The organism is Flavobacterium psychrophilum (assembly GCA_001708385.1).
Classification (GTDB): domain Bacteria; phylum Bacteroidota; class Bacteroidia; order Flavobacteriales; family Flavobacteriaceae; genus Flavobacterium; species Flavobacterium psychrophilum_A.
Genome location: CP012388.1, coordinates 2729726 through 2753667 on the forward strand (window position 1 = coordinate 2729726; position 23942 = coordinate 2753667).

Consider the following 23942-nt stretch of genomic DNA (forward strand, 5'->3'; position numbering starts at 1 on the left):
TAATATATGACTTATAATCTGAAAATCTACTACCAACAAAAAACCGCCAGAAGGCGGTTGTATATCAATTTAAAAACTGTTTCCTGAATTCAAGCGGCGTTAGACCCACTTCTTTTTTGAAAAGCCTTGAAAAATAAGGTGGATTTTCAAAACCTAAGGTATATGCTGTTTCCGATACGGTGTTTTCCGATGCCTGCAGCATGTTCTTTGCTTCACCAATTAGGAATATATGAATAAGTTCTATCGCAGTCTTACCTGTTTCCTGGCGGAGTGTATCGCTAAGGTAGCGGGGAGAAGTATTAAGCAGATCCGCCATTGCCTTTACACTGGGCAGTCCGCTGTTTTTTAGTTTTCCATTGTCAAAATAGGAAGAGAGTACCTCGTTAAATCGCGTTACAGTTTTACCTGAAAGCTGCTTTCTGTTGATAAACTGCCTTTTGTAAAAACGCTGTGAATATTTAAGGATAGAGTCTATGTGGGTAAGCATTATATCACGGCTGTACTCATCTTCATTGTTGCTATATTCTGCCTGCATTTTATAGTACAGGTCCCATATAATTTCTTCTTCTTTTGTAGACAGGTGTAATGCTTCGTTGGCTTCATAATCAAAGAAACCATACTTTTTAATTTCAGAATGTATGCTGTTTCCATTAAAGTAATCTTCGTGCACAAATATTATAAAGCCCTTATCTTCATGCTCAATATTGTCCATCTGCACTAGCTGATGCGGTTTCACAAAAGAAAGCGATCCGTTATCATGATCATATTTTGTTCTTCCATACAGTATAATGCCCGATTTCATCTTTTTAAACATGATCATGTAAAAGTCGGCTGTAAATTCTTCGCGGCTTATAGTGCAGGTGTCAACCTTAGTGCATTCTACAAGGTTCAGCAAAGGATTTTCAGGAGGAGCAAAACCGTTAAAACGGTTGTATTCACTAATGGTCTTAAAATGATTCATAATAAAATTGTATTAGCAATAGCATCAGCTTTTAGTAAAGCCGATGCTATTGTAAAAGTAACAAAAATACGGTTCTTATTTACCGTGTGCTGCATTGGCAACATCGGCATATTTTTCCCATTCTTCAATACGGGCTTTATAAAGTTCTTTCGTAGCCGGAAGACCAACTTTACCAAGAAAATAGCGTAGTGGCGGGTTTTGCTCATCAACAAGTTTCAGGATGGCAGGTACGGTAGCTTCAGGCACACCGTACGAATCATCTGTAACCCCATCAGTAAATGCTTTTTTAACGTCGGCGTATGCTTCAATTGGCGCACTGTGGAATGATGAAGATCCTCCCCAGTCTGTACTATACCCATTTGGTTCTACAAGTGTAACATTTATACCGAAACCTTTTACTTCCTGCGCTAATGTTTCACTTAGGCCTTCTACAGCAAATTTTGAAGCATTATAAATTCCCAGTACAGGTAATGTAAACACGCCCAATACGCTTGACAGCTGAATAATATGACCATGGCCCTGTTTTCTCATGATAGGTAATGCAGCCTGTGTTATCCAAAGTAAACCAAATACGTTGGTTTCTATCTGTTGGCGTGCTTCCTGTTCGCTGGCTTCTTCAATAGTGCCAAATAAGCCGTATCCGGCATTGTTGATTACTACATCAAGCTTGCCAAAGTGTGCCGCTGCTTTATTTACTGCATCAAACGCTTCCTGCCTATTGTCCACATTTAGCTGTATTGGGAGGATCGCGTCTCCATATTGATCTTTTAATTCTTGTAAAGTTTCTATGTTTCTTGCTGTTGCGGCAACTTTATCGCCACGTTTTAAGAATGCTTCTGCCCAAATGCGCCCAAATCCTCTTGAAGCGCCTGTTATAAAAATTGTTTTAGACATTGTTTTGTAGTATTTAATATTAACACTACAAAGCTATGGCGGGAGTATGCCTCTGGTATTATACAAAAGTGCGCAATGATGATACAAAAAGACAGTCACTTTTTAAGATTTGATTAATACCGGTGTACTTACAAAAACGATACTTTTAGAAAATTGTATTTAAATCCCCAAATCATGAAACATTATTTGTTGACGATATTTTTATTTATTAGTTTTCTTTCTGTGGCACAGGAAGTTTCATTTCCGGAAACCGTAACTAATGTAAAAACACAGGAAGATGCCAAAGCTATTACACAGCAACTGGCTGCACAGCTTAAAGGGAAGTTTGTGTTTTATAAAGTAAAAGAATTTGATAACGGACTACTGCGTATTGTTTACACTCCGGAAGTAATGACGGAAGACGAGATTCAGGCGCAGGCAGATTACGAAGACAGCTTTGTAGCCGACTTTAAATCTGTAAGCGATGCCAATGGTAAAAGTTACCGTTTTGATAAGGCTAAGGCAAAGTATGATGCTTTGTTCCCCGTGTGGAAACAGTATTTTAATCCAAATGCTAAACCCGATAAAAAAACACAGCGCTTTACCAATACAGATAACACGCTGCTCTTTAGTTTTATTAACCTGGGCGATGTTTGGGCTATAGGCAGGTAAATTTTTAGTTTACAAGTATACGCTTGCCTTTAACATCTATGGTTATTTTATCACCCAGCCAATTAGTGCATAATATGCCTTCGTAAATAAGACCTTCGATAAACGTAACCGGAATTTCCTTAACTGAAGCGGTATTATTTATGGTTGCCAGTTCTGTAAGGCTGGCACGGTAAAAATTGTTGCCATGTTCAGGGTTAAAATCGCTTTTTACATATTTTGTTTCCAGCTTTGATTTATCTAACTCCAGGGTTTCGATGTAACGTGAATTAAACCTGAAAATATTGGCACCTGCTCCACTGTCAAGCCCAACCTGCAGAGTAAGTTTACTGTTTAGTTTAACTTTTGTGGAGATGCTTAATGTCCTTTCACCATCTTCGGAAATCTGAATAGGCAGCGCATTATTTTTTTTCACAAGCTTTTTAAGCGAAGCCCCGTTTTCTATGATGAGGTTTTTGGTCGTGTAGTCTATAGTAATTGCATTGTTTTTAAATGGCATAAGCGATATAAGCCCGTCAAGCGGAAAGTCTATATCTAAAACAGCGGTTTGCTGGTTGTTGTCTGTAAAGCCAGCAAGCTGAAGCGACTTAATATCATATAAATCTACTTCCAGTGCTTCGCCGGTTGCTCTGTGCCCCGTGTAGAAACTTTGAGTTTTAGTTAGGTTTACTTTGTCGGCAAACTTTTTGGTAACCAGGTTAAGTCCCGCACCGGTGTCAAAAATAAAATTGCCTTCAGTGCCATTAACAGTTGCCTTAATCATGATGTGACCTGCGCCTGTCACTGTAAACGGAATTTTTACGGGAGAAGAAAGATCGGATTGTGCATTGGCAAACTGAAATGCAAACAGGAGTAATAAGATAAATTTTTTAAGCATGGAGTTAGATTTAATTGATGAAAATCAAAAATAGCTTATAAAATCTAATCTGAAAATTTTAAAGTAAGAATTAACTGTTGCAGAATTTCGTGCGTGTTCCGTTAACTATTCCATTTGCCGGCCTTTATCTTTTTAATAATGCGCTGCTTGTTTGGCGGTATTTTGGTATAGAACGTCAGAATGCCGTCGTAACCACCGGATTGTATTTTTTCTTCCTGCGTAAAAGGATACAGGCCGCTTGCAATGCGGTCGTTACTTTCCAGCCGTGACTTTACACTTTCGAAATAGTTGGTTTTGGAATAAGAATCTGAAGCACCGGAACCTGTAACAATGAGGATCTTTTTTCCTGTGAAATCAAAGTCGCCCTTTTCCTTCTTGAAATAGTTGTTTAAGAAGGCAGCTTCATCAGTATTCAATACCCCGTTGTTATCCAGTCCGCACTTCTCTAAATCCTGAGCTAATAATGGTATTGAAATAAACAGCAGTACTAGTAAGGTGATTTTTTTCATCAGTCAAATTAATTATTAAGTGTTTCCCATAATCCGGAAGCAAGCTTTGCAATAATACTTCTTCTTTTTTCTTTCGTCATAGGTTCATCAACCCAATGTGTAATAACAGCATCATAACCACCCGACTGTATTTTTTCCATTTCGGTAAGTGGTAGCGGAATAGTCGCCACCGGTAGCCCTGTTTCCTCTAAACGCTGTTTAATATCTTTAAAATAGTCGGCTTTGTTTTCAATGCGCAGACCTTGTTTGCCGCTTACAATAAGTACCTTTTTGCCTTTAAAGTCAAATTCATTTTCATCTTCTCCAAAGTAGGCATTTAAAAAAGCCGCTTCATCATCGGTAAGTGCAGGGTTGTTGTCAAGCCCGCAATTGCTCAGGTTATGGCCGTAGAAATTGGCAGAAGCCAGTAACAGCAATAAGCGTATGTAGTTCTTCATGGCGGTTGTATTTTTCTATATAACTCTGTTTTAGGGAAAATATTTTGTCTTTAAGAAATGTTTGGGATTACTTAATCATATTTGTTAGGGAAACTTTTGAGGTGACCTGGTTTTTTTCTGAGTATCGAAAAGATGTTTTTATCAATATGACTAATAATTATCTCTTCAATGCTTCGTTCTATATTTGTTGTACACGCATAGCTAATGTTTTCAGGGTTTATAAATAAACCTGACATAAATGTTTTACCTTTTAAGTTGTTACTTACGAATTTTAAAAATTCTATTGCTGCTTCATTTTTGATTTCAACTATGTTTTCAGTGATACTTTTTGATGTAATTTTTTCTATGATGTTGCCATTAAAGAAATTTATTCCAAATACAATTTCCTCAATTGAATCTTTATCGTAATTGACTAGTCTATTATCAACACCTATATGATTTTCAACATGAGGAGTAATATAGGAATTTGGAACACTCATATCATTTTTAAAAACTACTATTCTCCATTCGTTTTCGTGTTGCCAATGCAACACTTTGGTTGAAACATCAATTAGAATTGGGATGTGTGAGCCAAATGCGTTAACATCAATATGAAGTTTATTCTCAACGTAATTTATTGGAAAAAATAAACAATTTTGAGCCATCGAAGTATTAATTGATTCAATTAATTTTTGTGTTTTAAATTTGATTTTGAATCCTGAATCACTGGCGTAATAACCCCACATTAGATTATGCATTTCATTTGTTGATAAACAAATTACTCCAATTTTTTGTGTCAACATACTATAAAAATGTATGCGATATTATTTAAAACCATTAGCTGCATCGATGTCAAACATGTTTTTGACATCTTCATTTTTTAATCGACCAATTTTCACGACAGGTTCATATAATTTCTTAAAATTATCAAAACTTAAGTTTGTAAAATCATAAGAAAGAGGATTGCTGTCAGTTAAGTCGTTGAACTGATATGGGTGTGACGCGTAAAACTCTCCTTTCGATACCGATAAAAAATTATGATTAGATGGCGAATAATATTTGAATAAACTAACTGGCGGTGCTTCATCATATTCAATTCTTAGTCCTTTTCCGAACTCTAATGGAGTCTCTCCTATATATGTGATTTTACCAAAATTGATTTTCATACGTAATTATCTTTTCAACAAACCTAAATAAAATATTCTCAAGTCGCTTACGGAAAACCTCATTGTCACAAAATAATTCTTACAAAAAAACCGCCTCCAGTTTCCTGAAAGCGGTTTATAATATTCAATAGCAATTTTTAAAATATCTGTACTTTGATACCCACAGAGAGAGCTAAATAATCTTTAGGTTTAAGGTAACTGTTATTAAAGGCGCTCAGCACATTAATATCGTTGGTGCTAACTTCATAGAACGCAGTAATGGACTTAAAATATTTATGCGTTTCAGGTTTAAACTTGTACGTTATACGCTGCCCTAAAAATGCATTAAAGCGTATCCTGGTGGAAAATGCATAATAGCTGTTTGGGTATTTATCGGGTTCGCTTATCCAGAAGTCATCGTTAAAAATAGTGTTTACATACATACCTGTTGTAAGCGGCTCTACCATCCAGCGGTTATTTATATCTACTTTCCACGGAATGTAATTCTGTTTTGCAGTAAGCGTAACCTTGTTTTTGGCAGTGCTGTAATGCGGGAGGAAACCCAGGAAAATATCCGTTTCCCATTGCCTGTTTACGCCATAATCATAACCGCCACCAATAGAGAGGAATCCCATATTTCCGGCAAATTGTAGCTTGCCGTATTTAGGTATTAGCTTGCCCCATCCGGCACGGTAATCTTTTACCGATACAGTAATCGAATCGGTTACCGGTAGTGAGTCAAGTTTGGCTATAGAATCATTAACCACCCTAACATGAACGGGTTCCTGTGCGTACAAAGCGGCTGCTGTAAGCAGTGCGGCAACAAGTACGCCTGCTTTTTTAGTATTCAACCACTTCATAAGTATAAGTGTTATCTGGGGTTACTGTAAAAACTAAGTATGATTTTTTTGCCATATTGGCCGATCCGTAATACATTAAGCCATCATTAAATAGGTCGTCTGCCTGAATTTGATGGTCGTGCCCGTTAAGGCAAAACTGCAGATTTGGGAATCGTTTAATAACATCCTGAAATACCCATGCAACATTATTATTAAACTGCTCGGAGTACGGACGCACGTGCATCGCGAAAATAGTTTTCTCGTGATTGGGTGTCTCTTCATTTAAGGCTTCTTGTATGAAGTTGAAATCGGGTACCGGTCTTGAATAATCAAATTCAAGCGCGTTGGTGTTAAGGCAGACAAATTTGACATTACCGGCCATAAAAGTGAAATTCTCCGGCCCGTAGATGGTGTGAAATATCTCTTCACCGTTTGCAAGACAGTCGTGGTTGCCTAAAAGCGCTACATAGGGCACTTTTAGCCCGTTCATAATATCTCGCATCCATATAAACTCGTTCGTTGCTCCAAAGTCGGTTAAATCGCCGGCATGGATAACAAAGTCTATATCATCGCGTTCATTCAGTTTGTTGACAAACTGTTCGGTTTCGTCATAATAGCGTTGCGAGTCGCCCATCATGGCGAACTTTATGCTTGTTTTTCCGGCAGTTGCTTCCTGTATGCGTGCAATGTTTTTGGCATTAATGCCTTTCGCACCTTTAATTTCACCATCGTACGGATGGTAGTCGAACATGTCGCAACCGGAACATAGCAATAGGAGGGGTGTTAGTAAAAAGAGTATTTTTTTCAGCATATGGGAGTTTGTTAAATGTACTATCAAAGATACATTTTAACATTTCGCCAAAACTTAGCGTTTCCTTAATGCCAGGTTAAATAAACTATAAAAATTGAAAGCTGGTTACCACAATTTCCAGGGTTTCTTTTTGATCAGACTTTTGATGGATAGTATGGTTTCAGGTTTGGACTTTGTTTTTTCAGATTCAGATTGCATTTCTGCCTGATTTATAAAATTACTAAAAGAGCCTGTTCTACAGTCTATGGCATCATATTCATAGTTCTTATCTATTTTCAATGTGCCAACTTTTTCAATTAAAATATCTTTTTCAGCTTTTTGAGTTAACGGGAACACCCACCTTATTTCCGGCTTGTTTGTCCAGTTGCCATGATTCAGAATTAAAACTTCTGTTTCTTCAAAATCTTTTAAAGTAGGCTTTTCAGCCTGATTTAGTCTTGTGTTGGCAATCAGGTTTAACCCGGTATTTGTATCTAGTGCCTCAAGTACTAAAACACCACCATAATTGTTATTGTTTAATTTGAAGGTAAGGCAATCACCTTTTTCAAATGAAGGCTTTGTTATGACTGTTTTTTTTCTGGGCTTAGCTTTGGGCTTTTCTGTTTGTAATGTTACAAGAAATTTGTCAAGGGCTTCTTTTCTTTTTTCTATATCTTTCTCGGAAGCGCCAAGCTCGCGCCACGATGTCGTATCGGCACCAGATTTTATAATTGTAATTACTCTTTCTAAAACAGACGGTTCGAGTTGTTTGTATTCCCACTGGGCTTTTGCCAAAGCAAACCAAAAATTACTACTGTCGTCAGTATCATTTATTGTATCCTGATTTTCCCTGATTAGCTTTTTAGTTATTTCAGGAACATCCATTCCCTCATTGTAAAGATCAATGAATTCAGAATAAAAATCAGCATACTTATCGTTTGATGCTATTGCAGTGGCCCAAGTTCCCATATTAAAAAATTTATCTGCCAAATATAAAAATTAATTGCATAAAAAAACCGCCCACGGTATCCCGGGGCGGTTCTTGTTATTCTGCGATAGCGTTTCCTTTGCTATCAAAAAAGCGGTATTCTAAATACGTGTAAGCGTCACGTGGTATAATTTTTACCCATTTCTTATGTTCAAAAAACCATTTTGAACGTATCGATGGGAAACCTTTAGTAAGGTATGCGGCCACAAAAGGGTGTGCATTCAGCACGATTTTTTTGTGGGTCTTCATAATTCTTTCCAGGTCGGCTGTTATGCGGTCAATAACGAGAATAGGGGCTTCAATTTCGCCGTTAACCCTGTTCGGGTCTTCTTCTCTTGTTTTAATATTAACCTCAGGCCTTACCCTTTGCCTTGTAATCTGGATCAGTCCAAATTTACTAGGAGGCAGGATCTTGTGTTTTGCTTTATCGTCGCTCATTTCCTCACGTAGAAAATCATACAGCTTTTTCCTGTTATCAGGATTGCCCATATCTATGAAGTCTACAACGATAATCCCTCCCATATCCCTTAGTCTCAGCTGTCGTGCAATTTCTGCAGCGGCTATAAGGTTTACTTCAAGGGCGGTATCTTCCTGGCTTAAAGCCTTGTTTGAGCGGTTACCACTGTTCACATCTATAACGTGAAGGGCTTCGGTGTGTTCTATTATTAAATAGGCACCTTTGCTCATCGATACCGTTTTACCGAAAGAGGTTTTTATCTGCCTTTCGATGTTGTATTTTTCAAACAACGGCAGTTCTTTACTTTGGTAGTGCTTAACGATACTTGCTTTTTGAGGAGCTATCTCCTGCAGATAGTCCTTTGTTTGGTAGTACATGTCCTCATCATCAACATAAATACCCGTAAAGGTATCGTTGAATACATCGCGAAGTATAGACGAAGCTTTATTAACTTCTCCTAATACTTTACTAGGATGATGGGCACTCGGAAGGCGTTTGCACATTCCTGTCCATTTATCCAGCAAATTTTGCAGGTCTTTGTCCAGTTCGGCTACTTTTTTTCCTTCGGCTACCGTTCTCACTATTACTCCAAATCCTTTTGGACGTATAGACTGCACGAGTCTCTTAAGGCGGTCTTTTTCATCTTTGGATTCTATTTTCTGTGAAATAGAGATCCTGTCTGAAAACGGAACCAAAACAACATATCTTCCGGCAAGTGAAAGCTCTGAGCTTATACGTGGGCCTTTTGTAGATATGGGTTCCTTAACTACCTGAACGAGTATAGATTGATTTGAGCTAAGCACGTCGCTTATGGCACCATCTTTATCTATCTCTTTTTCAAAAGGAAAGTTTTTCAGTGAGTAATCTTTTACTTTACCTGCGCTTACAAGTTTTATGAATTTCATCATCGAGGCCAGGTTGGGACCCAAATCGTGGTAGTGTAAAAATGCATCTTTTTCAAAGCCTACATTTACAAAGGCGGCGTTTAAGCCTGCCACGGGTTTGCGGATCTTCGCTATGAAGATATCACCAACAGAAAATTGGTTTTTATCTTCGCGCTCGCTGTGTAATTCAATTAGTTTTCCATCTTTTAATAAGGCAAAATCTACGGCTTCAGAACCAGACCTAATAATTAGTTCTTTATTCACACTGTACATTTTTATCCGCAATTGGTTGCCGGTTGTTTGTTGTTGGCTGCCGGATGTGTCCGTCAACTGATAACTATCAACTATCAACTTTTCAGCAGATGGATTAAACATTAATTTACAGGTATTTTGTGTACCCATAGGATTTCAGTTTCCAGTTTCAGTCTCATTACTTAGTGCATTAAGCAGCTAAATCTTTCGATCTTCAATCTTTCAGTTTTCAATCCAATTTTCAATGAACTTAAAAATCATTTAAAACAAGAAAAAGTAGTATTAAACTACTTTTTCTTCTTGTGACGGTTAGCTCTCGCTCTTTTCTTACGTTTGTGCGTTGCTACCTTATGTCTTTTTCTTTTTTTACCACTTGGCATAATAATGAAAGGGTTAGGTGGTTAATAATTAGTTTACTTTAGCCTCAGTATTTGTTTTTACTCCGTCAACAAAAATCTTTGCAGGTTTAAATGCCGGAATATTATGAGCAGGTATTTTGATAGTAGTATTCTTAGAGATATTCCTACCTGTTTTTTCAGCGCGCGTTTTAATGATAAAACTTCCAAATCCTCTTAGGTATACATTGTCACCAGTCTCAAGAGAGTTTTTCACTTCTTCCATAAAAGACTCAACTGTTGCTTGTACATCACCTTTTTCAAGGCCAAGTTTCTCCGAAATTTTCGCTACGATGTCTGCTTTCGTCATTTTCTTTCTAATTTATGATTGTGTATTTTTTTGAGAGTGCAAATATAAGAATTAAAAAAACAATAATTCAAGGTTAATCTATTAAAATTTAATAACATAAACTTTTACTTTTGCAAACCACTACATAAAAATGGAATTTTCTAAGTCTTTAATTCATTGGTATTTACAGCATAAACGAGATTTGCCCTGGCGAAAAACCACGGGCGCATATCCTATTTGGCTCTCAGAAATAATGCTTCAGCAAACCCGTGTGGCACAGGGATTACCCTATTTTCTGCGTTTTATGGAAGCTTTTCCTACTGTTCAGGATATGGCTTCTGCACCCGAAGAACAGGTGCTAAAACTATGGCAAGGGCTGGGTTACTACTCCCGTGCGCGTAATCTCCATGCTACTTCTAAGCAGGTTGCCTACGAAATGGATGGTAAATTCCCCGACAGCTATGCCGGGCTCCTCAAATTAAAAGGAGTGGGCGACTATACCGCAGCCGCGATTGCCTCTATAAGTTATGGCGAGGCAGTGCCCGTTGTAGACGGTAATGTGTACCGGGTGCTTTCAAGGGTTTTTGGTGTAGATACCGATATTTCGTCGGGAGGCGCAAAGAAACAGTTTACAGAGTTGGCGGCCTCGCTAATGCCTAAAAAGCAAGCTTCAGAATTCAATCAGGCAATGATGGAGTTTGGCGCGCTGCAATGTGTGCCTAAAAGTCCCGATTGCGGTATCTGTATTTTTAATGCCGATTGCGTTGCTTATAATACAGGTAGGGTAGGGCAGCTTCCCGTGAAGCTCAAGAAAACAAAAGTCACCAATCGTTATTTTAATTACATAGTTGTTAAAGACAGCAGGGGTTTTAGCGTTGTGCAAAAACGTACAGCAAAAGGCATCTGGCATAATCTTTATGAGTTTCCGCTTCTGGAAACGCAGTCACTTATCTCCGAAGAGGAAGCTGTTCAGGGTATTCAGAATTTTGAAGGGCTGGGCTTTGTTCCAACAGATATAAAGCTGCTTAATAATGAGGTAATTGTGCACAAGTTGTCGCATCAGCATTTGTATATCCGTTTTTGGGAAGTGGTTACAAATGAGCAGGTTAATGGCGCTGTTGCTGTAGATGTTCTAAAAGCTTTTCCGTTTCCTATCGTTATCCATAATTTTATGGAGAAGCATTGGAGTGATAATTAAAAGTGGTATATTTGATAGAACTAATCAGTATAAAACCATGAACGGTACCTTAAATAAAGTGATGCTGATAGGGCATTTGGGCGATGATGTTAAACTTCATTATTTTGAAGGAGGCAACTGCATTGGCCGTTTTCCGCTGGCTACTAACGAAATATACATCAATAAGCAAACCAACGAGAAGATAACATCTACCGAATGGCATAACCTGGTTGTGCGTAATAAAGCCGCTGAAATATGCGAAAAGTACCTGAGCAAGGGGGATAAGATATATGTTGAGGGAAGGATAAAATCGCGCCAATGGCAGGGTGAAGATGGTGCTACAAAGTATACTACCGAAATTCAGGTAACGGAGTTTACTTTTCTAACCACTAAAAAAGAACTTGATACTACAAAACAGCAGTCGTTTTCCGCACAGGCGGTCAATGAACCTGCAAAAACGAATTATGATATAAACGTGCCGGGACCAAGTGATGACCTGCCGTTTTAATGTTTAACCAATACCCGTCATTTTGGACCCCGACCCCTCGAGTTTAACCTCATTAGACCTTAACCTCATAGCAGGACTGGCAGTAATTGCCATATTACTTTTATGCTCTGCTTTTATATCCGGAACAGAGGTAGCGCTCTTCTCGCTAACGCCTCAGGATATAGACAAAATCAATCAGAAAAATTCCAGAAAAGGCAGTGTTATAGTTTCGCTTCTCGAAAAGCCTAAGAAACTGCTGGCTACAATAGTTGTTACCAATACATTTATCAATATTGCCATTATCATTCTTTTTTTTAGAATGGGCAACAGGCTGTTCGGCAATATTGCGCTACCGTGGCTCAGCTTTGCTTTGCAGGTAATTATTGTAGCTTTTCTTGTACTGCTTTTTGGTGAAGTTGTTCCCAAACTATATGCAGGCCGTAACAATACCAGGTTTGCAAAAAGAGTTTGCTATATTTTGTACGGACTTAACAAGATACTTTCTCCCATAAGTGTGCCTATGCGCGAAGTTACGCTGGCGCTTCATAAAAAAGTGGGAATGCAGGGTAATGGGCTTTCTGTTGACAGGCTTTCGCAGGCATTGGAGCTTACCGATTACGGTGATGCTACACGAGAAGAGCAGAAGATACTTGAAGGGATAGTGTCATTTGGTAATACCGATGTTAAGCAGGTAATGAGTCCGCGGATAGATATTTATGCCATAGATGTCGAGTCGCCATTTGGTGAAATTATGAATGGTATAGTAGATAAAGGATTTTCGCGAATACCGGTATACCGCGATAATATAGACCAGATAGAAGGAGTGCTGTTCATAAAAGATCTTATTCCGCATATCGATAAGGACGATTTTGAGTGGCAAAGCATTATCCGTCCGCCATTTTTTGTTCCGGAAAATAAAAAACTGGATAACCTGCTAAAGGAGTTTCAGACAATGAAAAGCCATTTGGCTATTGTAGTAGATGAGTACGGTGGCACATCGGGTATTATATCGCTGGAAGATATCCTTGAAGAGATCGTAGGTGATATAAGCGATGAGTTTGATGATGAAGATATAGTGTACACTCGCATTGATGACCATAATTTTCTTTTTGACGGAAAGATATCGCTCAAAGATTTTTACCGCATTACAGATGTAGAGGAGGAAAATTACGAGCAGGCTAAGGGCGAAGCTGAAACGCTTGCCGGGCTTCTGTTGGAGATATGGGGTAATTTTCCGAAAAAAGGACAAAAAATTAGCTTTAATGGCAATATCTTTACCGTCGAATCAGTTGATAAGAGAAGGATAAAACAAATTAAGGTTACACTTAAATGAATACTATTAAACGATTAGCGGGTTTTGCTACCATTGCCCTTGTGTTTGGTCTTACAATTAGTTGTGGCGGAGAGACGCTTCCAAAACCAAAAGCATACTTAAGGCTGGACTACCCAATGGGTAAATACCTGCCGCTTGAAGGTAATTGCCCATATACTTTTGGATATAACTCACAGGCTCAGGTGAAATCCAGCCCCGACTGCTGGACAATGACGCTGGAATACCCTAAAATGAAGGCTACTATTTACCTTAACTATAAGCCTGTAAATAACAATCTCGATGTTTTGTTATTAGATGCTCAAAAGCTTACCTATAAGCAATCTGTTAAGGCAGATGATATAAGTGAACAGCCGTTTATTAATACCGAAAAGAAATTATACGGAATGTTTTATGAGGTAGGTGGTAACGCTGCTACCAATGCGCAGTTCTATGTTACAGACAGTGTAAGCAATTTTCTTTCGGGATCGGTATATTTCTATGCTAAGCCAAATTTCGACTCGATTATGCCTGCTGCCAGCTATTTACGTGATGATATGAGAAATATCATGGAAACTGTGAAGTGGAAGAAATAAAAAAATAGCAACGAATTAGCACAAATTGATTTGAGATATTTAGAATAATTTGTGTCATTCGTGACAGAAAAACTAAAAAGGGATTCCGACTGGAATCCCTTTTTGTTATATCTTGATGTATTGTAAAATTACAAAGTGCCTTTGTCTGCTTTTTTATCATGGCCACTGCAAGAAGCTTTCTTATCTGTCTTTGCGCCTGCAGCACAACAAGATGGTTTAGCATCTTTAGATTTTTTATCTGCTTTAGCTGTTTTCTCTTTCGCAGCTTTTTCTTTTTCCTGGTCTGCGCTGTAATACGCTTTGTCGCCAGAGTTTTTAACGTCAGATACTTTGTAAGCACCGTCTGCGATACGCTCTACAGTTTCAACAAGTTTCTCAGGAGTTTGTTTTGCAGCATCAAAAGAGATGGTTGCTGTTTTTTGGTCAAAATCTACTTTAGCCTGCTCAACACCATCAAGGTCTGCAAGTTTCTTTTCTATAACAGCAGCACACCCCATTGGGCATGTCATACCGTCAATTTTAAAAGATGTAGTTTCAAGGTTAGCGGCAGTTTCTTTAACCTGAGTGCTGTCTGTTACAGCTCCTTCGGCAGGAGTTTCAAGGTTGCCGTCTTTAGATGTGTCTTTACAGCTTGCCATAAGAACGGCTGCTAAAGCAAAGAATGAAAGTTTTTTTATAAGATTCATGTGTCTTGAGTATTATATTTTAAACAGTTTGCTTAAAAGAGTTTACAAATTTATACAAAAACGTTTTGCAATACTCATTATTATGCCTGAAATTTCTCTGTTTAACTATGTATAAATGAGAAGGCTGCCCATGGGCAGCCTTCTATATGCAATCAAATAATTATATTATTGGAAATCAGCAGCAGAAACACCTTCGTTGATTTTTGCTTCTGTAACCGTAAGGTCAAGTTCTACACCTACGTTCATAACCACTTTGTATGGTATTTTAATACCTTTTACTTCTTTGTAGTCATTGTAGTATGTAAACAATACCGCTTTTTGTCCGTCCGGTCCTTGCTCCTCGCGAGAGTCAGCAAGTTTAAGGCCTGTTTTAACGTCATAGTAGTAAGTAGACTTACCACTCTGTATAGCGTAAGCGTCTGTACCGTTTATAGCTTCAATACCTTTAAGTTTAGCTTCTGCATTGTTAGCAAGGCTAAGTTCTTCAAATGGTACTGCATCAGCTTTCATTTCTTTAAGCTCTTCGGCAGGGATGTCCATTTTCTGGCCACTTTGCTCCATGTAACCACCTTTTTCGTTAATTACCTGTTTCATAAGTGTCATTCCCATACCTGTAACGTTAATAGCTTTTTTGTTGTCTGAAGACACTTTCATGCTAAATACAATTGGCATACCCTGAAGTGAACCTGATGATTTAGTAGCGATGGTTTTAACAGCTTTAACAGCTTTCTCTCCACCAATAGCTTTGATGTAGTTGTCAAGAACAGTTTTTGTTGTTACACCTGCAGGAACCGGTTTGTTAGCAACTGGTTTTTCTGTAGGGTTACCATACTTGTCAAAGTAGAATATAGGAGTCTTACTTTTTTCAAGAGCAGGAAGTACATCTGCAGCTTTACCTACAATTACAATTCTTGCGTTTTGGTCAAGGAAGTATTTGTTAGCAGCATTTTTAATATCCTGTGGCGTAACAGCGTTGATGTTTTTAATGTAGTTCTCATAGAAATCTTTAGGAAGACCCTGAGTTTCTGTAGTTAATGCGTAACGAGCAACAGTAGATGGTTTCTCCATGTTCATTACGAAGCTACCTACATATTTAGCTTTAGCATTTTTTAGATCTTCTTCAGATACTAAATCTGTTTTGATCTTTTTAAGTTCGTTAAGTATTTCTACAACAGCGCTGTCTGTAACTGCATTTCTTACCGAAGTAGAAGAGCTAAATTCAGATACGTATTTGCTTCCGCCTATTGACGAATATGCACCATAAGTCCATCCGTGAGCCTCACGCAGGTTAAGGAAAAGTCTTCCTTCACCACCACCACCCAGAATCTGGTTAGCAAGAAGTGTTGCAAAATATTCTTTGTCAGTCATTTTCATGTTTACCACATTGGTAACAGAAATTTCAGACTGTACAGCGTTTGGTACGTCAACAAAGTTAATTTGAGTGTACTGAACATCTTTAGGGTCAGAATAGCTAACGTTTGGTGCTTTAGCCGGTTTCCATGAACCGAATAGTTTTTCAATTTGTTTTTTAACGTCTTTAACTTTAACGTCACCAACTACCACAAGGTAAGCATTACCAGGTACAAAGTAAGTATTGTAGTTTGCCTGGACATCTGCAAGAGTAACATTGTTAAGCGTTTCTTCGCTTAGGTATTCACCGTTAGGGTGGTTTTTACCGTAAACAAGAACATTTCCAACTCTTCCTGCAATTGCAGAAGCACTTTTTTCGTTCGATTTTAAACCTTCAAGGATTTGAGATTTTTGCTTGTCAAATTCTTCCTGAGTAAATACAGGATTTAAAGCTCCGTCTGCCATAAGTTCTAATATCCTGTTAGAATATTTAGATAAACCTGCTCCATAAGCCGATTGAGAACCAAATCCGATGTTAGCTCCTAAAAAGTCAATTTCTTCGTTAAAGGCATCTTTAGATATCTTTTTAGTTCCGCTGCCCATAAGTGCAGAAACCATATCAGATACCCCTTTTTTGTTACCCTCAGCATATGGAGCATTGTCCATTGTAAGAGTGTAAGATACTGTAGGTAGTTTGTGGTTTTCTACTACTAGAACTTTTAAGCCGTTTTTAAGGGAAAAGGTTTCCGGTTTACCTATATTTACTTTAGGTGCCGGTCCCGGTTTTGGCTGTGGTATTATTTGTGCCTGCATACTTATGGTTAAAAACACGCTGGCTAAAATATATATTACTTTTTTCATGATCTTTATCTATGCTTAGTTTTGTGCTTTATCTTTAGCTCCTACGTAGTCTAATGTTAAACGTTGGTTAGGGTTAAGGTATTTTTTAGCCACCTCTCTGATGTCTTCCCTTGTGATAGAACGGTAAATGTCAATCTCTGTGTTTATAAGATTAACATCACCATATAATAAGTAGAAAGTAGCAAGGTTTTCTGCAATTCCCTCTACGTTAGAGTTGCTGCTTACATAATTGCTTTCGATTTCATTCTGTAATTTCTGGAATTCTCTTTCAGAGATAAGTTCTGTCTGTAGTTTTACGATCTCAGCATCAGCTTCTTTCATAATGTCTGCAGCAGTAAAGCCCTGCATTGGTATTCCGTATACAATGTATAAACCGTAATCTTCCTGGCTATAGTTAAATGCACCAATCTGTAGCGCCATTTTTTTGTCGTCTACAATTTTTTTGTACATCCTTGAACTTTTTCCTCCGGTAAGGATAGAAGAGATCATATCAAGAACTTTAGCTTCTTTCGTTTTCATAGATGGAGTCCTGTAAGCAGTAACAACCATCGGAAGTTGTACGTTAGGGTCTTCGTAAGTAGCTGTGAAAGCTTTAGTGATAGGCTGCTCCTCGAATTTCTGACGTGTTACAGGAGTACCTTTTGGTATTTTGCTAAAGTATTGGTTTATCCATTCTTTTGCTTTAGCAGGTTCAAAATCACCCGCAACTACAAGAACTGCATTGTTAGGAATGTAGAATTTCTTGTTGAAAGCCTGGAATTCTTCAAGTGTAGCAGCATCAAGGTGATCCATAGAACCGATAGTTGCCCAACGGTACGGGTGCACTTTAAACATGTTGCGTTTTACTTCTGCAATAAGGTTTCCGTATGGCTGGTTGTCAATACGAAGTCTTTTTTCTTCTTTAACAACTTCATTCTGGGTATCTACACCAATTTGGTTGATAACCGGGTGAAGCAATCTTTCTGATTCCATCCAGATAGCAAGCTCAAGATTGTTAGACGGGAATACTTCATAGTAGTAAGTCCTGTCGTCAGACGTGTTAGCGTTATTCTGGCCACCGTTTGCGGTAACTATTTTAAACCACTCGCCACGTTTAATGTTTTCAGTACCTTCAAACAATAAATGTTCAAAAAAGTGAGCAAATCCGGTTCTCTCAGGATTTTCATCTTTAGAACCTACGTGATACATTACCGAAGTAACGATAACCGGTGCCGATTTATCCTGGTGAAGGATAACATGAAGCCCGTTATCTAAATTGTATTCTTCGAATGCCACTTTTTGAGCTGAAGCAACTCCGCCAAGCATTAGAAGTGAACCCAAAGCCATTAAAGATTTTTTCATAAAAATTAATAATTATTTGATATTGCTAATTGGTGTGCAATTTCGGAATTTTGTTACAATAAATTTTAGAAAATTTTAAGGTTTCGTGATTTAGGGTTAAAAAGCGTGATTTTTTCACAGAAATTAATTGGGTCATGTTGCCTGATAAATAATAAGTTGTATATTTGCAACCTTAAAAAAAATTAATTAAACCATATTGTTATGTACGCAATCGTAGAGATAGCAGGGCAACAATTCAAAGTTAGCAAAGACCAAACAGTATTTGTTCACCGTCTTGAAGGTAAAGAAGGAGACGCGGTTACATTCGCGAAAGTTCTTTTACTTGATGACAACGGAACAGTTACTATTGGCGCCCCGGCTATAGAAGGTGCTTCAGTAGAAGCCAAAGTGCTTCAGCACTTAAAAGGTGATAAAGTAATCGTTTTCAAAAAGAAACGAAGAAAAGGTTACAAAGTTAAGAATGGCCACCGTCAGTCTTTAACGCAAATCCAGATTTCTGTTATTACAGGAGCAGGTGCAGCGCCAAAGAAAAAAGCGGCAGCTAAAAAAGCGGAAGCTACAGAGGAATAATTAACATTTAAAAACAAAACATCATGGCTCACAAGAAAGGTGTCGGTAGTTCCAAGAATGGTAGGGAATCAGAATCGAAACGTCTAGGCGTTAAGATTTATGGAGGACAGGCTGCTATTGCCGGTAACATTATCGTAAGACAAAGAGGTTCTAAGCACAATCCGGGTGAAAACGTTTACATGGGGAAAGATCATACTCTTCATGCAAAAGTTGCCGGAGTAGTGAAATTCCAGAAGAAAGGTGATAACAAATCTTTCGTTTCTATAGTTCCATTCGAAGCTTAGTAGTAAACCTACAAATTATATAAAAACCCATCCGCTTAAGCGCGATGGGTTTTTTATTTGGTTAAAGTTGCATTGCAATCGATTATCTAACTACCGGAAACTGACAACCTTTAACTAAGTTCTTAATATTGCTAAAAAGTCATCCCGGTCTATTTCACGGGCTCCGAGGCTTTCAAGGTGGTTGTTGTGTACCTGACAGTCTAAAAGCCTGTAATTTGCCAATTTTAGCTGTTGTACTAATGCTATAAAGCCAATCTTGCTTGCATTACTTACCTTGGAGAACATGCTTTCTCCACAAAATATATGGCCAAGGTCTATTCCGTACAATCCGCCAACCAGCTCATCGTCCTGCCAGACCTCTACCGATTTTGCAAAACCTAATTCATGAAGCCTGCAATACGCCTCAGTCATATCATCGGTTATCCACGTTCCGGGCTGTCCGTCACGTTTAATGTCACGGCAATTTATAATTACGTCCCTAAACGCTGTATTAAAAGTTATACTAAATTGCTTTCGGTTAATGATATTACGCATGCTTTTCGAGACTTTTAATTCGTCTAAAAACAAGACCATCCTTTCGGGAGGGCTCCACCACAATATGGGCTCATCATCTTCAAACCAAGGGAAAATTCCATTTCTGTATGCCAGCATAAGCCGCTCTGCGGAAAGGTCGCCACCTATTGCTACTATTCCTTCGGGCGATGCCTGATTAACATTTGGAAAGTATAATTCGCGCGACAAGAAATACATAATAAACAGTTTCCGGTAAAATTAATTCATAAAAGTGTAACGAAAGTTTGAAAAATGTACTTTTAAAAGCTTTTTTGTTATATAATAATTTTTTAACAATCTTGTAAGGTTTGGTGTAAGGTTTTTCGGTATTAGTATTGTAATTTTGTCATGAAATAATAAATTATAAGCCGTAAAGGCTAGATATATACCGCAAGGTAAGTTATCTCATAATTTGTGTTTTAGCTAAATTTTTAGGAAGACTGGTGGTTCGGTCTTCCTTTTTTTATGTCTTTGAATAAGATGTAATAATTTTTTTTGCGTTGATATTTTAATTATACTGGCTTTATGAAATCATTGATCCTAATTTTAGCACTTTCATTTTTTACTATTACATCTGCACAGGATTTTACAAAAGATACTATTCAATTGAATAATATAGACATAAAAAGATCTAAAAAGAGAGTAGTTTCAACTAAACTCAGTTCATTTTGCTCTTATATATGTAATCTTCGCTCTGAACATGTTACTCTCATTGATAAATTGCCTGAGGGATTTTTAAAGTCTGTTAGTTTTAAGTTTAATTCCCGTGGTATGGGAATGGCGGACTATAAACACTACCAAACCATAACTGTTGAACTCATTTTTTATGAGGTAAACGCTAACAATACTCCCGGTGAGCGTATAAATCATTCTGCGGCGGTTCTTACGGTTGATAAAGACTTTCATGGCAAGATGGTAATTGATGTTTCTAAGCTAAATATTAAAAGCCCAGGGAAAATATTTGTTGGATTAAAAAGGGTTAACCCTGCCAACATAAAGAAATACGATTTTGTTGTAGATGGTATCTGTGGGCCTAAAGAAGAATACACTTCCTACTTTAGAGCTAATGATAACGGCAAATGGTATAGGGATAAATCTATGCCCGGCCTTAAAATGACAGTAAAACTGGAACAGCTATAAAAAGAAAAGACCAAACTTGCGTTTGGCCTTTTTGTATTTACTAGAATGGTAAATCGTCGTGCTCTTCTTCTTTAAAGTTATTAGCAGGTTCAAAACGGTCGGTGTTAGCGGCCGGTGCCTGGTTATAACCCTGTGGAGGCTGGTTGTAGCCCTGAGGTGCTTGTTGGTATCCGCCTTGTTGTGGCGCTTCAGCTCCTGCTTTTTCAATTCTCCAGCCCTGTATAGAGTTAAAGTATTTTGTTTCACCTTGTGGGTTAACCCATTCTCTACCTCTAAGGTTTATGGAAACTTTTACAGGCTCTCCTACAGTATATGTATTAAGCAGGTCGCATTTGTCCTGCGTAAATTCTATTATAATATGCTGTGGATACTGCTCATCTGTAGTAATTACTACTTCTCTTTTTCTAAAACCGTTAGCTCCAAAAGCTTTGGTTTCGTCAATCATCTTAATTCTTCCTGAAACTTCCATATTGTTTGTTGTTATTTTCTGCCTGGCGGCAGCTATCGTTAATAATTAAAAATCTTTTTTAGCCAGCAGCACTTTCCATGCGGCTGCAACTTCATTGTTGTCAAGGAGTTCTTTGGCTTTATGGAATCTTTTTCCTTCGTCATCAGAGCTTAAAATAGCTTTCATATCAAAGCTCTCCTTTACAAATATACTAACTTCTTCGTCGGTAGGCAATGTTTCTGTGTTGCCAAGTTTGCCTAAGTCGTTTCCGTTAAATACATTACTCTTTTTAATAAATGCCGGAATAGCGTCAACCCCTATGCCCAGTGTGGTAAGCGGTTTTTCAACTTCAAAAAGCCCTTCTGCACTGCGTGAGTACCAGTTGCCGCCAAGGCGGGATACAAGGTCAATTTTATGTTGGTCTATACCTCCGTTAGCATCCAGTATGCTTTCGTCGATATGAATTTTCATTACTTCACATAAAATAAGGTTACCTGCGCCTCCTTCTGTGCCAAGGGCTATTATTTCATTCACGCGGCATTCAAACTGAACCGGTGCTTCTTTTACCCTAAAAGGCTTAACAGTATCTGATGGCAGCATTGTAAACCCTGCTTTCTCAAATTCATTTACACCAGCAGCATATTCTGTACTGGCTAACGATACCTGTTCTACCATAGCATAATTCACCACATTTATGACAACTTCGCGTGTAAGCTCGGCGTTCATCAGGGTGTGCTTTGTGGTATTGTCACGAACCCTTCGCGAAGGCGAAAAGATAAGTATAGGCGGGTTAGAACTAAATATGTTGAAAAAACTGAACGGCGACAAATTGGGTATGTTGTTGCGGTCTACGGTACTGGCAAGTGCTATTGGCCTTGGACCCACGGCACTTTGCAGGTATCCGTGCAGTTTTGGTGTTGTAAGTTCTTTAGGATCTATAGTGAGCATGGTTGCTTGTTAGTTTTTACAAAGATACTTTTTCTCTTGTACTCATTTGGGCAGTGTTGATAAAATATATTCACAATACAATCGTTAGTATAACCCACGCCTTCAGTCATTGCTTTTTACTATCTTTAAACCACAAATTTTACTTTATGCAATTTACCGATAACAGGAATGTAACGCGTTGGATAATTATTGCGGCATCCTTTTTTATTGTACTCTCTATACTTTGGAATACCTATAATTTCTTCACCATTTTTAAACAGGACGAAAGAAAAAAAGTTGAGCTCCTGGCACAATCTTACATGATGATCAATAACACACAAGGTAATTTTGATCTGGAACTTCCTTTTGAGATATTAAGGAGTAACAGTACTGTCCCTGTAATTATCACAGATGCAAAAGATAGCATTATTACCTCTGCCAACCTGCCGGACAATATTGAAAATGATACTATAAGAAAAAAAGAATACCTGCAGGGATTAAAACAGAGTGATACCTATATTACATTAAAAGTAGGCAAGGGAGCTACACAAACGCTCTATTACGGTAGTTCGCAGCTTCTGAATAATCTTAAGTATTATCCTATTACCTTAGTGATAATAGTTATTCTTTTTGCTGCTATTGTGTTTATCTTTTATCGTGCCAGCCGTATGGCTACCCAAAACAGGCTTTGGGCGGGTATGGCAAAAGAAACAGCGCACCAGATAGGTACTCCGTTATCATCATTGCTTGGATGGATTGAAATAATGAAGGCTGACGATGTAGATGAGACTACAGTGACCGAGATTGAAAAAGATGTGCAGCGCTTACAGATTATTGCCGAACGTTTTAGCAAGGTAGGGTCGGAACCTGTATTGGAAGAAAGGGATATTGTAGCTGAGACCGAAAAGTCTTTTGAATATTTACGTTCCAGAGCTTCTAAGCAGGTAGAATTCTTTTTTATGGCACCGAATCATCCGGTTAATGTTATGATCAATCCTGAGCTGCATAGCTGGACAGTAGAGAATCTTGTAAAGAACGCTATCGATGCCATGAAGGGCAAAGGGAGGCTCGATGTTGTTATTCAGGAAAACGAAAAGTTTATACGAATTAAGGTGAGCGATACCGGCAAGGGTATTCCTAAAAGCCAGTTCAAAAAGGTTTTTGAACCCGGTTTTACTACCAAAAGAAGAGGGTGGGGACTAGGGCTGTCTTTAACCAAACGTATTGTAGAAGAATATCATAAGGGTAAAATTAAAGTACTTTCTTCTGAAGTTGGAAAAGGCACAGTAATGCAGGCCAGTTATAAAAAGTTATAAAAAAAGCGGGAATTTCAATTCCCGCTTTTTTCATTATTATGGTACACTTGTAAAAATGTAAGTCAGTTTCACATTATTAAAAGTTGCTTCCAGTTCCAGTTCTTTAGAATTCAACTTTGTAATGGTGTATGAAATTGTTTCAGTCCCGATTATAGTAGTAAGCTGATTGTTTTCCTGAATCAGTGTGTAGCTTCCTAAAGTTACCGTTGGGTCTTGTTGGCAATCTGCAGAATATATACTTTTTCGTGCAATGTTATTTGCTTGAAATTCAAGAAAATCTTTTCCGCATGCCTGGTGTGTGTAAGGCTGTGGTTTTTGTGTTCCGGTTTTAGTTGCCGAATAGAACCATCTCTTTAAAAGCTGTTCTGTGTTTACAGTTGGGGTTTTAGACTTGTCATCATCAGATGAACATGCAGTTAAGCAAAACAATATAATTGCCAGTCCCAGTAATTTTTTCATAACTCTTCGTGTTAAATTTTCTCTGCAATGATAGAAAATATTATTATAACATTTGTTAATATCCTTATAATAAAAAACCACGCATTGCGTGGTTT

The 23942-nt window shown here is 38.0% G+C and carries 28 protein-coding genes; 9 read left to right on the plus strand and 19 right to left on the minus strand.

The genetic code is table 11. The features are described 5' to 3' along the window. Positions 1 to 64: 64 nt before the first annotated feature. Both ALW18_11890 and ALW18_11895 read right to left on the minus strand, forming a co-directional pair. Positions 65 to 961: an AraC family transcriptional regulator gene (locus ALW18_11890; GenBank protein AOE53160.1), complete on the minus strand. Its 897-nt coding sequence runs from the start codon at positions 959 to 961 to the stop codon at positions 65 to 67. 75 nt (positions 962 to 1036) lie between these two features. After that, positions 1037 to 1855, minus strand: coding sequence for a short-chain dehydrogenase (locus tag ALW18_11895; GenBank protein AOE53161.1), 819 nt, complete (start codon positions 1853 to 1855; stop codon positions 1037 to 1039). Between the two features lie 222 nt (positions 1856 to 2077). Between ALW18_11895 and ALW18_11900 the strand changes: the two genes are divergently transcribed. Beyond that, entirely contained in the window at positions 2078 to 2506 is a 429-nt protein-coding gene (locus tag ALW18_11900) for a hypothetical protein (protein ID AOE53162.1), read from the plus strand. 4 nt (positions 2507 to 2510) lie between these two features. Here the strand turns inward: ALW18_11900 and ALW18_11905 are convergent, their stop codons facing one another. From ALW18_11905 to ALW18_11950, 10 genes are all read right to left on the minus strand, one after another. Then, positions 2511 to 3380, minus strand: a complete 870-nt coding sequence (locus tag ALW18_11905) for a hypothetical protein (protein ID AOE53163.1) — start codon at positions 3378 to 3380, stop codon at positions 2511 to 2513. Between the two features lie 101 nt (positions 3381 to 3481). Beyond that, the gene (locus ALW18_11910; protein AOE53164.1) at positions 3482 to 3889 is read right to left on the minus strand and encodes a hypothetical protein; all 408 of its coding nucleotides are present in this window, start codon (positions 3887 to 3889) and stop codon (positions 3482 to 3484) included. Between the two features lie 8 nt (positions 3890 to 3897). Continuing rightward, entirely contained in the window at positions 3898 to 4326 is a 429-nt protein-coding gene (locus ALW18_11915) for a hypothetical protein (GenBank protein ID AOE53165.1), read from the minus strand. Between the two features lie 71 nt (positions 4327 to 4397). After that, complete coding sequence (locus ALW18_11920) at positions 4398 to 5108, minus strand: hypothetical protein (GenBank protein AOE53166.1); 711 nt, start codon at positions 5106 to 5108, stop codon at positions 4398 to 4400. Between the two features lie 21 nt (positions 5109 to 5129). Continuing rightward, the gene (locus tag ALW18_11925) at positions 5130 to 5471 is read right to left on the minus strand and encodes a hypothetical protein (GenBank protein ID AOE53167.1); all 342 of its coding nucleotides are present in this window, start codon (positions 5469 to 5471) and stop codon (positions 5130 to 5132) included. A gap of 137 nt (positions 5472 to 5608) precedes the next feature. Next, positions 5609 to 6202 (minus strand): hypothetical protein, encoded by a 594-nt coding sequence (locus ALW18_11930; protein ID AOE54394.1) that lies wholly within the window; start codon positions 6200 to 6202, stop codon positions 5609 to 5611. 88 nt (positions 6203 to 6290) lie between these two features. Beyond that, on the minus strand, positions 6291 to 7100 hold the full coding sequence (locus ALW18_11935; protein AOE53168.1) for a phosphoesterase: 810 nt from the start codon (positions 7098 to 7100) through the stop codon (positions 6291 to 6293). 105 nt (positions 7101 to 7205) lie between these two features. Then, entirely contained in the window at positions 7206 to 8048 is an 843-nt protein-coding gene (locus ALW18_11940; GenBank protein ID AOE53169.1) for a hypothetical protein, read from the minus strand. A 76-nt stretch (positions 8049 to 8124) separates the two neighbouring features. Then, a complete protein-coding gene (locus tag ALW18_11945; GenBank protein ID AOE54395.1) occupies positions 8125 to 9672 on the minus strand; it encodes a ribonuclease G in 1548 nt (515 codons plus the stop codon). Positions 9673 to 10068: 396 nt separating this feature from the next. Next, positions 10069 to 10365 (minus strand): DNA-binding protein, encoded by a 297-nt coding sequence (locus ALW18_11950; protein ID AOE53170.1) that lies wholly within the window; start codon positions 10363 to 10365, stop codon positions 10069 to 10071. Between the two features lie 130 nt (positions 10366 to 10495). Here ALW18_11950 and ALW18_11955 point away from each other — a divergent pair, with 130 nt between their 5' ends. From ALW18_11955 to ALW18_11970, 4 genes are read left to right on the plus strand one after another with little or no spacing between them, the layout of a single operon-like run. Then, complete coding sequence (locus ALW18_11955; protein AOE53171.1) at positions 10496 to 11542, plus strand: adenine glycosylase; 1047 nt, start codon at positions 10496 to 10498, stop codon at positions 11540 to 11542. 37 nt (positions 11543 to 11579) lie between these two features. Continuing rightward, complete coding sequence (locus ALW18_11960; GenBank protein AOE54396.1) at positions 11580 to 12029, plus strand: single-stranded DNA-binding protein; 450 nt, start codon at positions 11580 to 11582, stop codon at positions 12027 to 12029. Positions 12030 to 12051: 22 nt separating this feature from the next. Next, complete coding sequence (locus ALW18_11965) at positions 12052 to 13341, plus strand: hemolysin (GenBank protein ID AOE53172.1); 1290 nt, start codon at positions 12052 to 12054, stop codon at positions 13339 to 13341. Beyond that, entirely contained in the window at positions 13338 to 13913 is a 576-nt protein-coding gene (locus ALW18_11970) for a gliding motility protein GldD (GenBank protein AOE53173.1), read from the plus strand. The genes ALW18_11965 and ALW18_11970 overlap by 4 nt, the downstream gene beginning before the upstream one ends. Positions 13914 to 14041: 128 nt before the next feature. Here the strand turns inward: ALW18_11970 and ALW18_11975 are convergent, their stop codons facing one another. The 3 genes from ALW18_11975 to ALW18_11985 form a co-directional block, all read right to left on the minus strand. After that, on the minus strand, positions 14042 to 14599 hold the full coding sequence (locus ALW18_11975; GenBank protein AOE53174.1) for a hypothetical protein: 558 nt from the start codon (positions 14597 to 14599) through the stop codon (positions 14042 to 14044). Positions 14600 to 14764: 165 nt separating this feature from the next. Continuing rightward, positions 14765 to 16810, minus strand: a complete 2046-nt coding sequence (locus tag ALW18_11980; protein ID AOE53175.1) for a peptidase M16 — start codon at positions 16808 to 16810, stop codon at positions 14765 to 14767. Positions 16811 to 16825: 15 nt separating this feature from the next. After that, positions 16826 to 18151, minus strand: coding sequence for a peptidase M16 (locus ALW18_11985; GenBank protein ID AOE53176.1), 1326 nt, complete (start codon positions 18149 to 18151; stop codon positions 16826 to 16828). A gap of 201 nt (positions 18152 to 18352) precedes the next feature. Here ALW18_11985 and ALW18_11990 point away from each other — a divergent pair, with 201 nt between their 5' ends. Continuing rightward, on the plus strand, positions 18353 to 18721 hold the full coding sequence (locus ALW18_11990) for a 50S ribosomal protein L21 (protein AOE53177.1): 369 nt from the start codon (positions 18353 to 18355) through the stop codon (positions 18719 to 18721). A gap of 23 nt (positions 18722 to 18744) precedes the next feature. After that, positions 18745 to 19005, plus strand: coding sequence for a 50S ribosomal protein L27 (locus tag ALW18_11995; GenBank protein AOE53178.1), 261 nt, complete (start codon positions 18745 to 18747; stop codon positions 19003 to 19005). 114 nt (positions 19006 to 19119) lie between these two features. On the opposite strand, the gene ALW18_12000 is transcribed toward ALW18_11995, so the two are convergent. Further along, positions 19120 to 19755, minus strand: coding sequence for a leucyl/phenylalanyl-tRNA--protein transferase (locus ALW18_12000; GenBank protein AOE53179.1), 636 nt, complete (start codon positions 19753 to 19755; stop codon positions 19120 to 19122). Positions 19756 to 20082: 327 nt separating this feature from the next. On the opposite strand from ALW18_12000, the gene ALW18_12005 reads away from it, so the two are divergent. Beyond that, positions 20083 to 20697, plus strand: coding sequence for a hypothetical protein (locus tag ALW18_12005; protein AOE53180.1), 615 nt, complete (start codon positions 20083 to 20085; stop codon positions 20695 to 20697). A gap of 40 nt (positions 20698 to 20737) precedes the next feature. Here the strand turns inward: ALW18_12005 and ALW18_12010 are convergent, their stop codons facing one another. Together ALW18_12010 and ALW18_12015 are read right to left on the minus strand one after the other, a co-directional pair. Continuing rightward, positions 20738 to 21166 carry a hypothetical protein gene (locus ALW18_12010; protein AOE53181.1) on the minus strand — a complete coding sequence of 143 codons (429 nt, stop codon included), beginning with the start codon at positions 21164 to 21166 and terminating at the stop codon, positions 20738 to 20740. A 45-nt stretch (positions 21167 to 21211) separates the two neighbouring features. Further along, entirely contained in the window at positions 21212 to 22093 is an 882-nt protein-coding gene (locus ALW18_12015) for a flavin reductase (GenBank protein AOE53182.1), read from the minus strand. 146 nt (positions 22094 to 22239) lie between these two features. On the opposite strand from ALW18_12015, the gene ALW18_12020 reads away from it, so the two are divergent. Continuing rightward, positions 22240 to 23388 carry a histidine kinase gene (locus ALW18_12020; GenBank protein ID AOE53183.1) on the plus strand — a complete coding sequence of 383 codons (1149 nt, stop codon included), beginning with the start codon at positions 22240 to 22242 and terminating at the stop codon, positions 23386 to 23388. 36 nt (positions 23389 to 23424) lie between these two features. On the opposite strand, the gene ALW18_12025 is transcribed toward ALW18_12020, so the two are convergent. After that, positions 23425 to 23847, minus strand: a complete 423-nt coding sequence (locus tag ALW18_12025; GenBank protein AOE53184.1) for a hypothetical protein — start codon at positions 23845 to 23847, stop codon at positions 23425 to 23427. Positions 23848 to 23942: the final 95 nt, after the last annotated feature.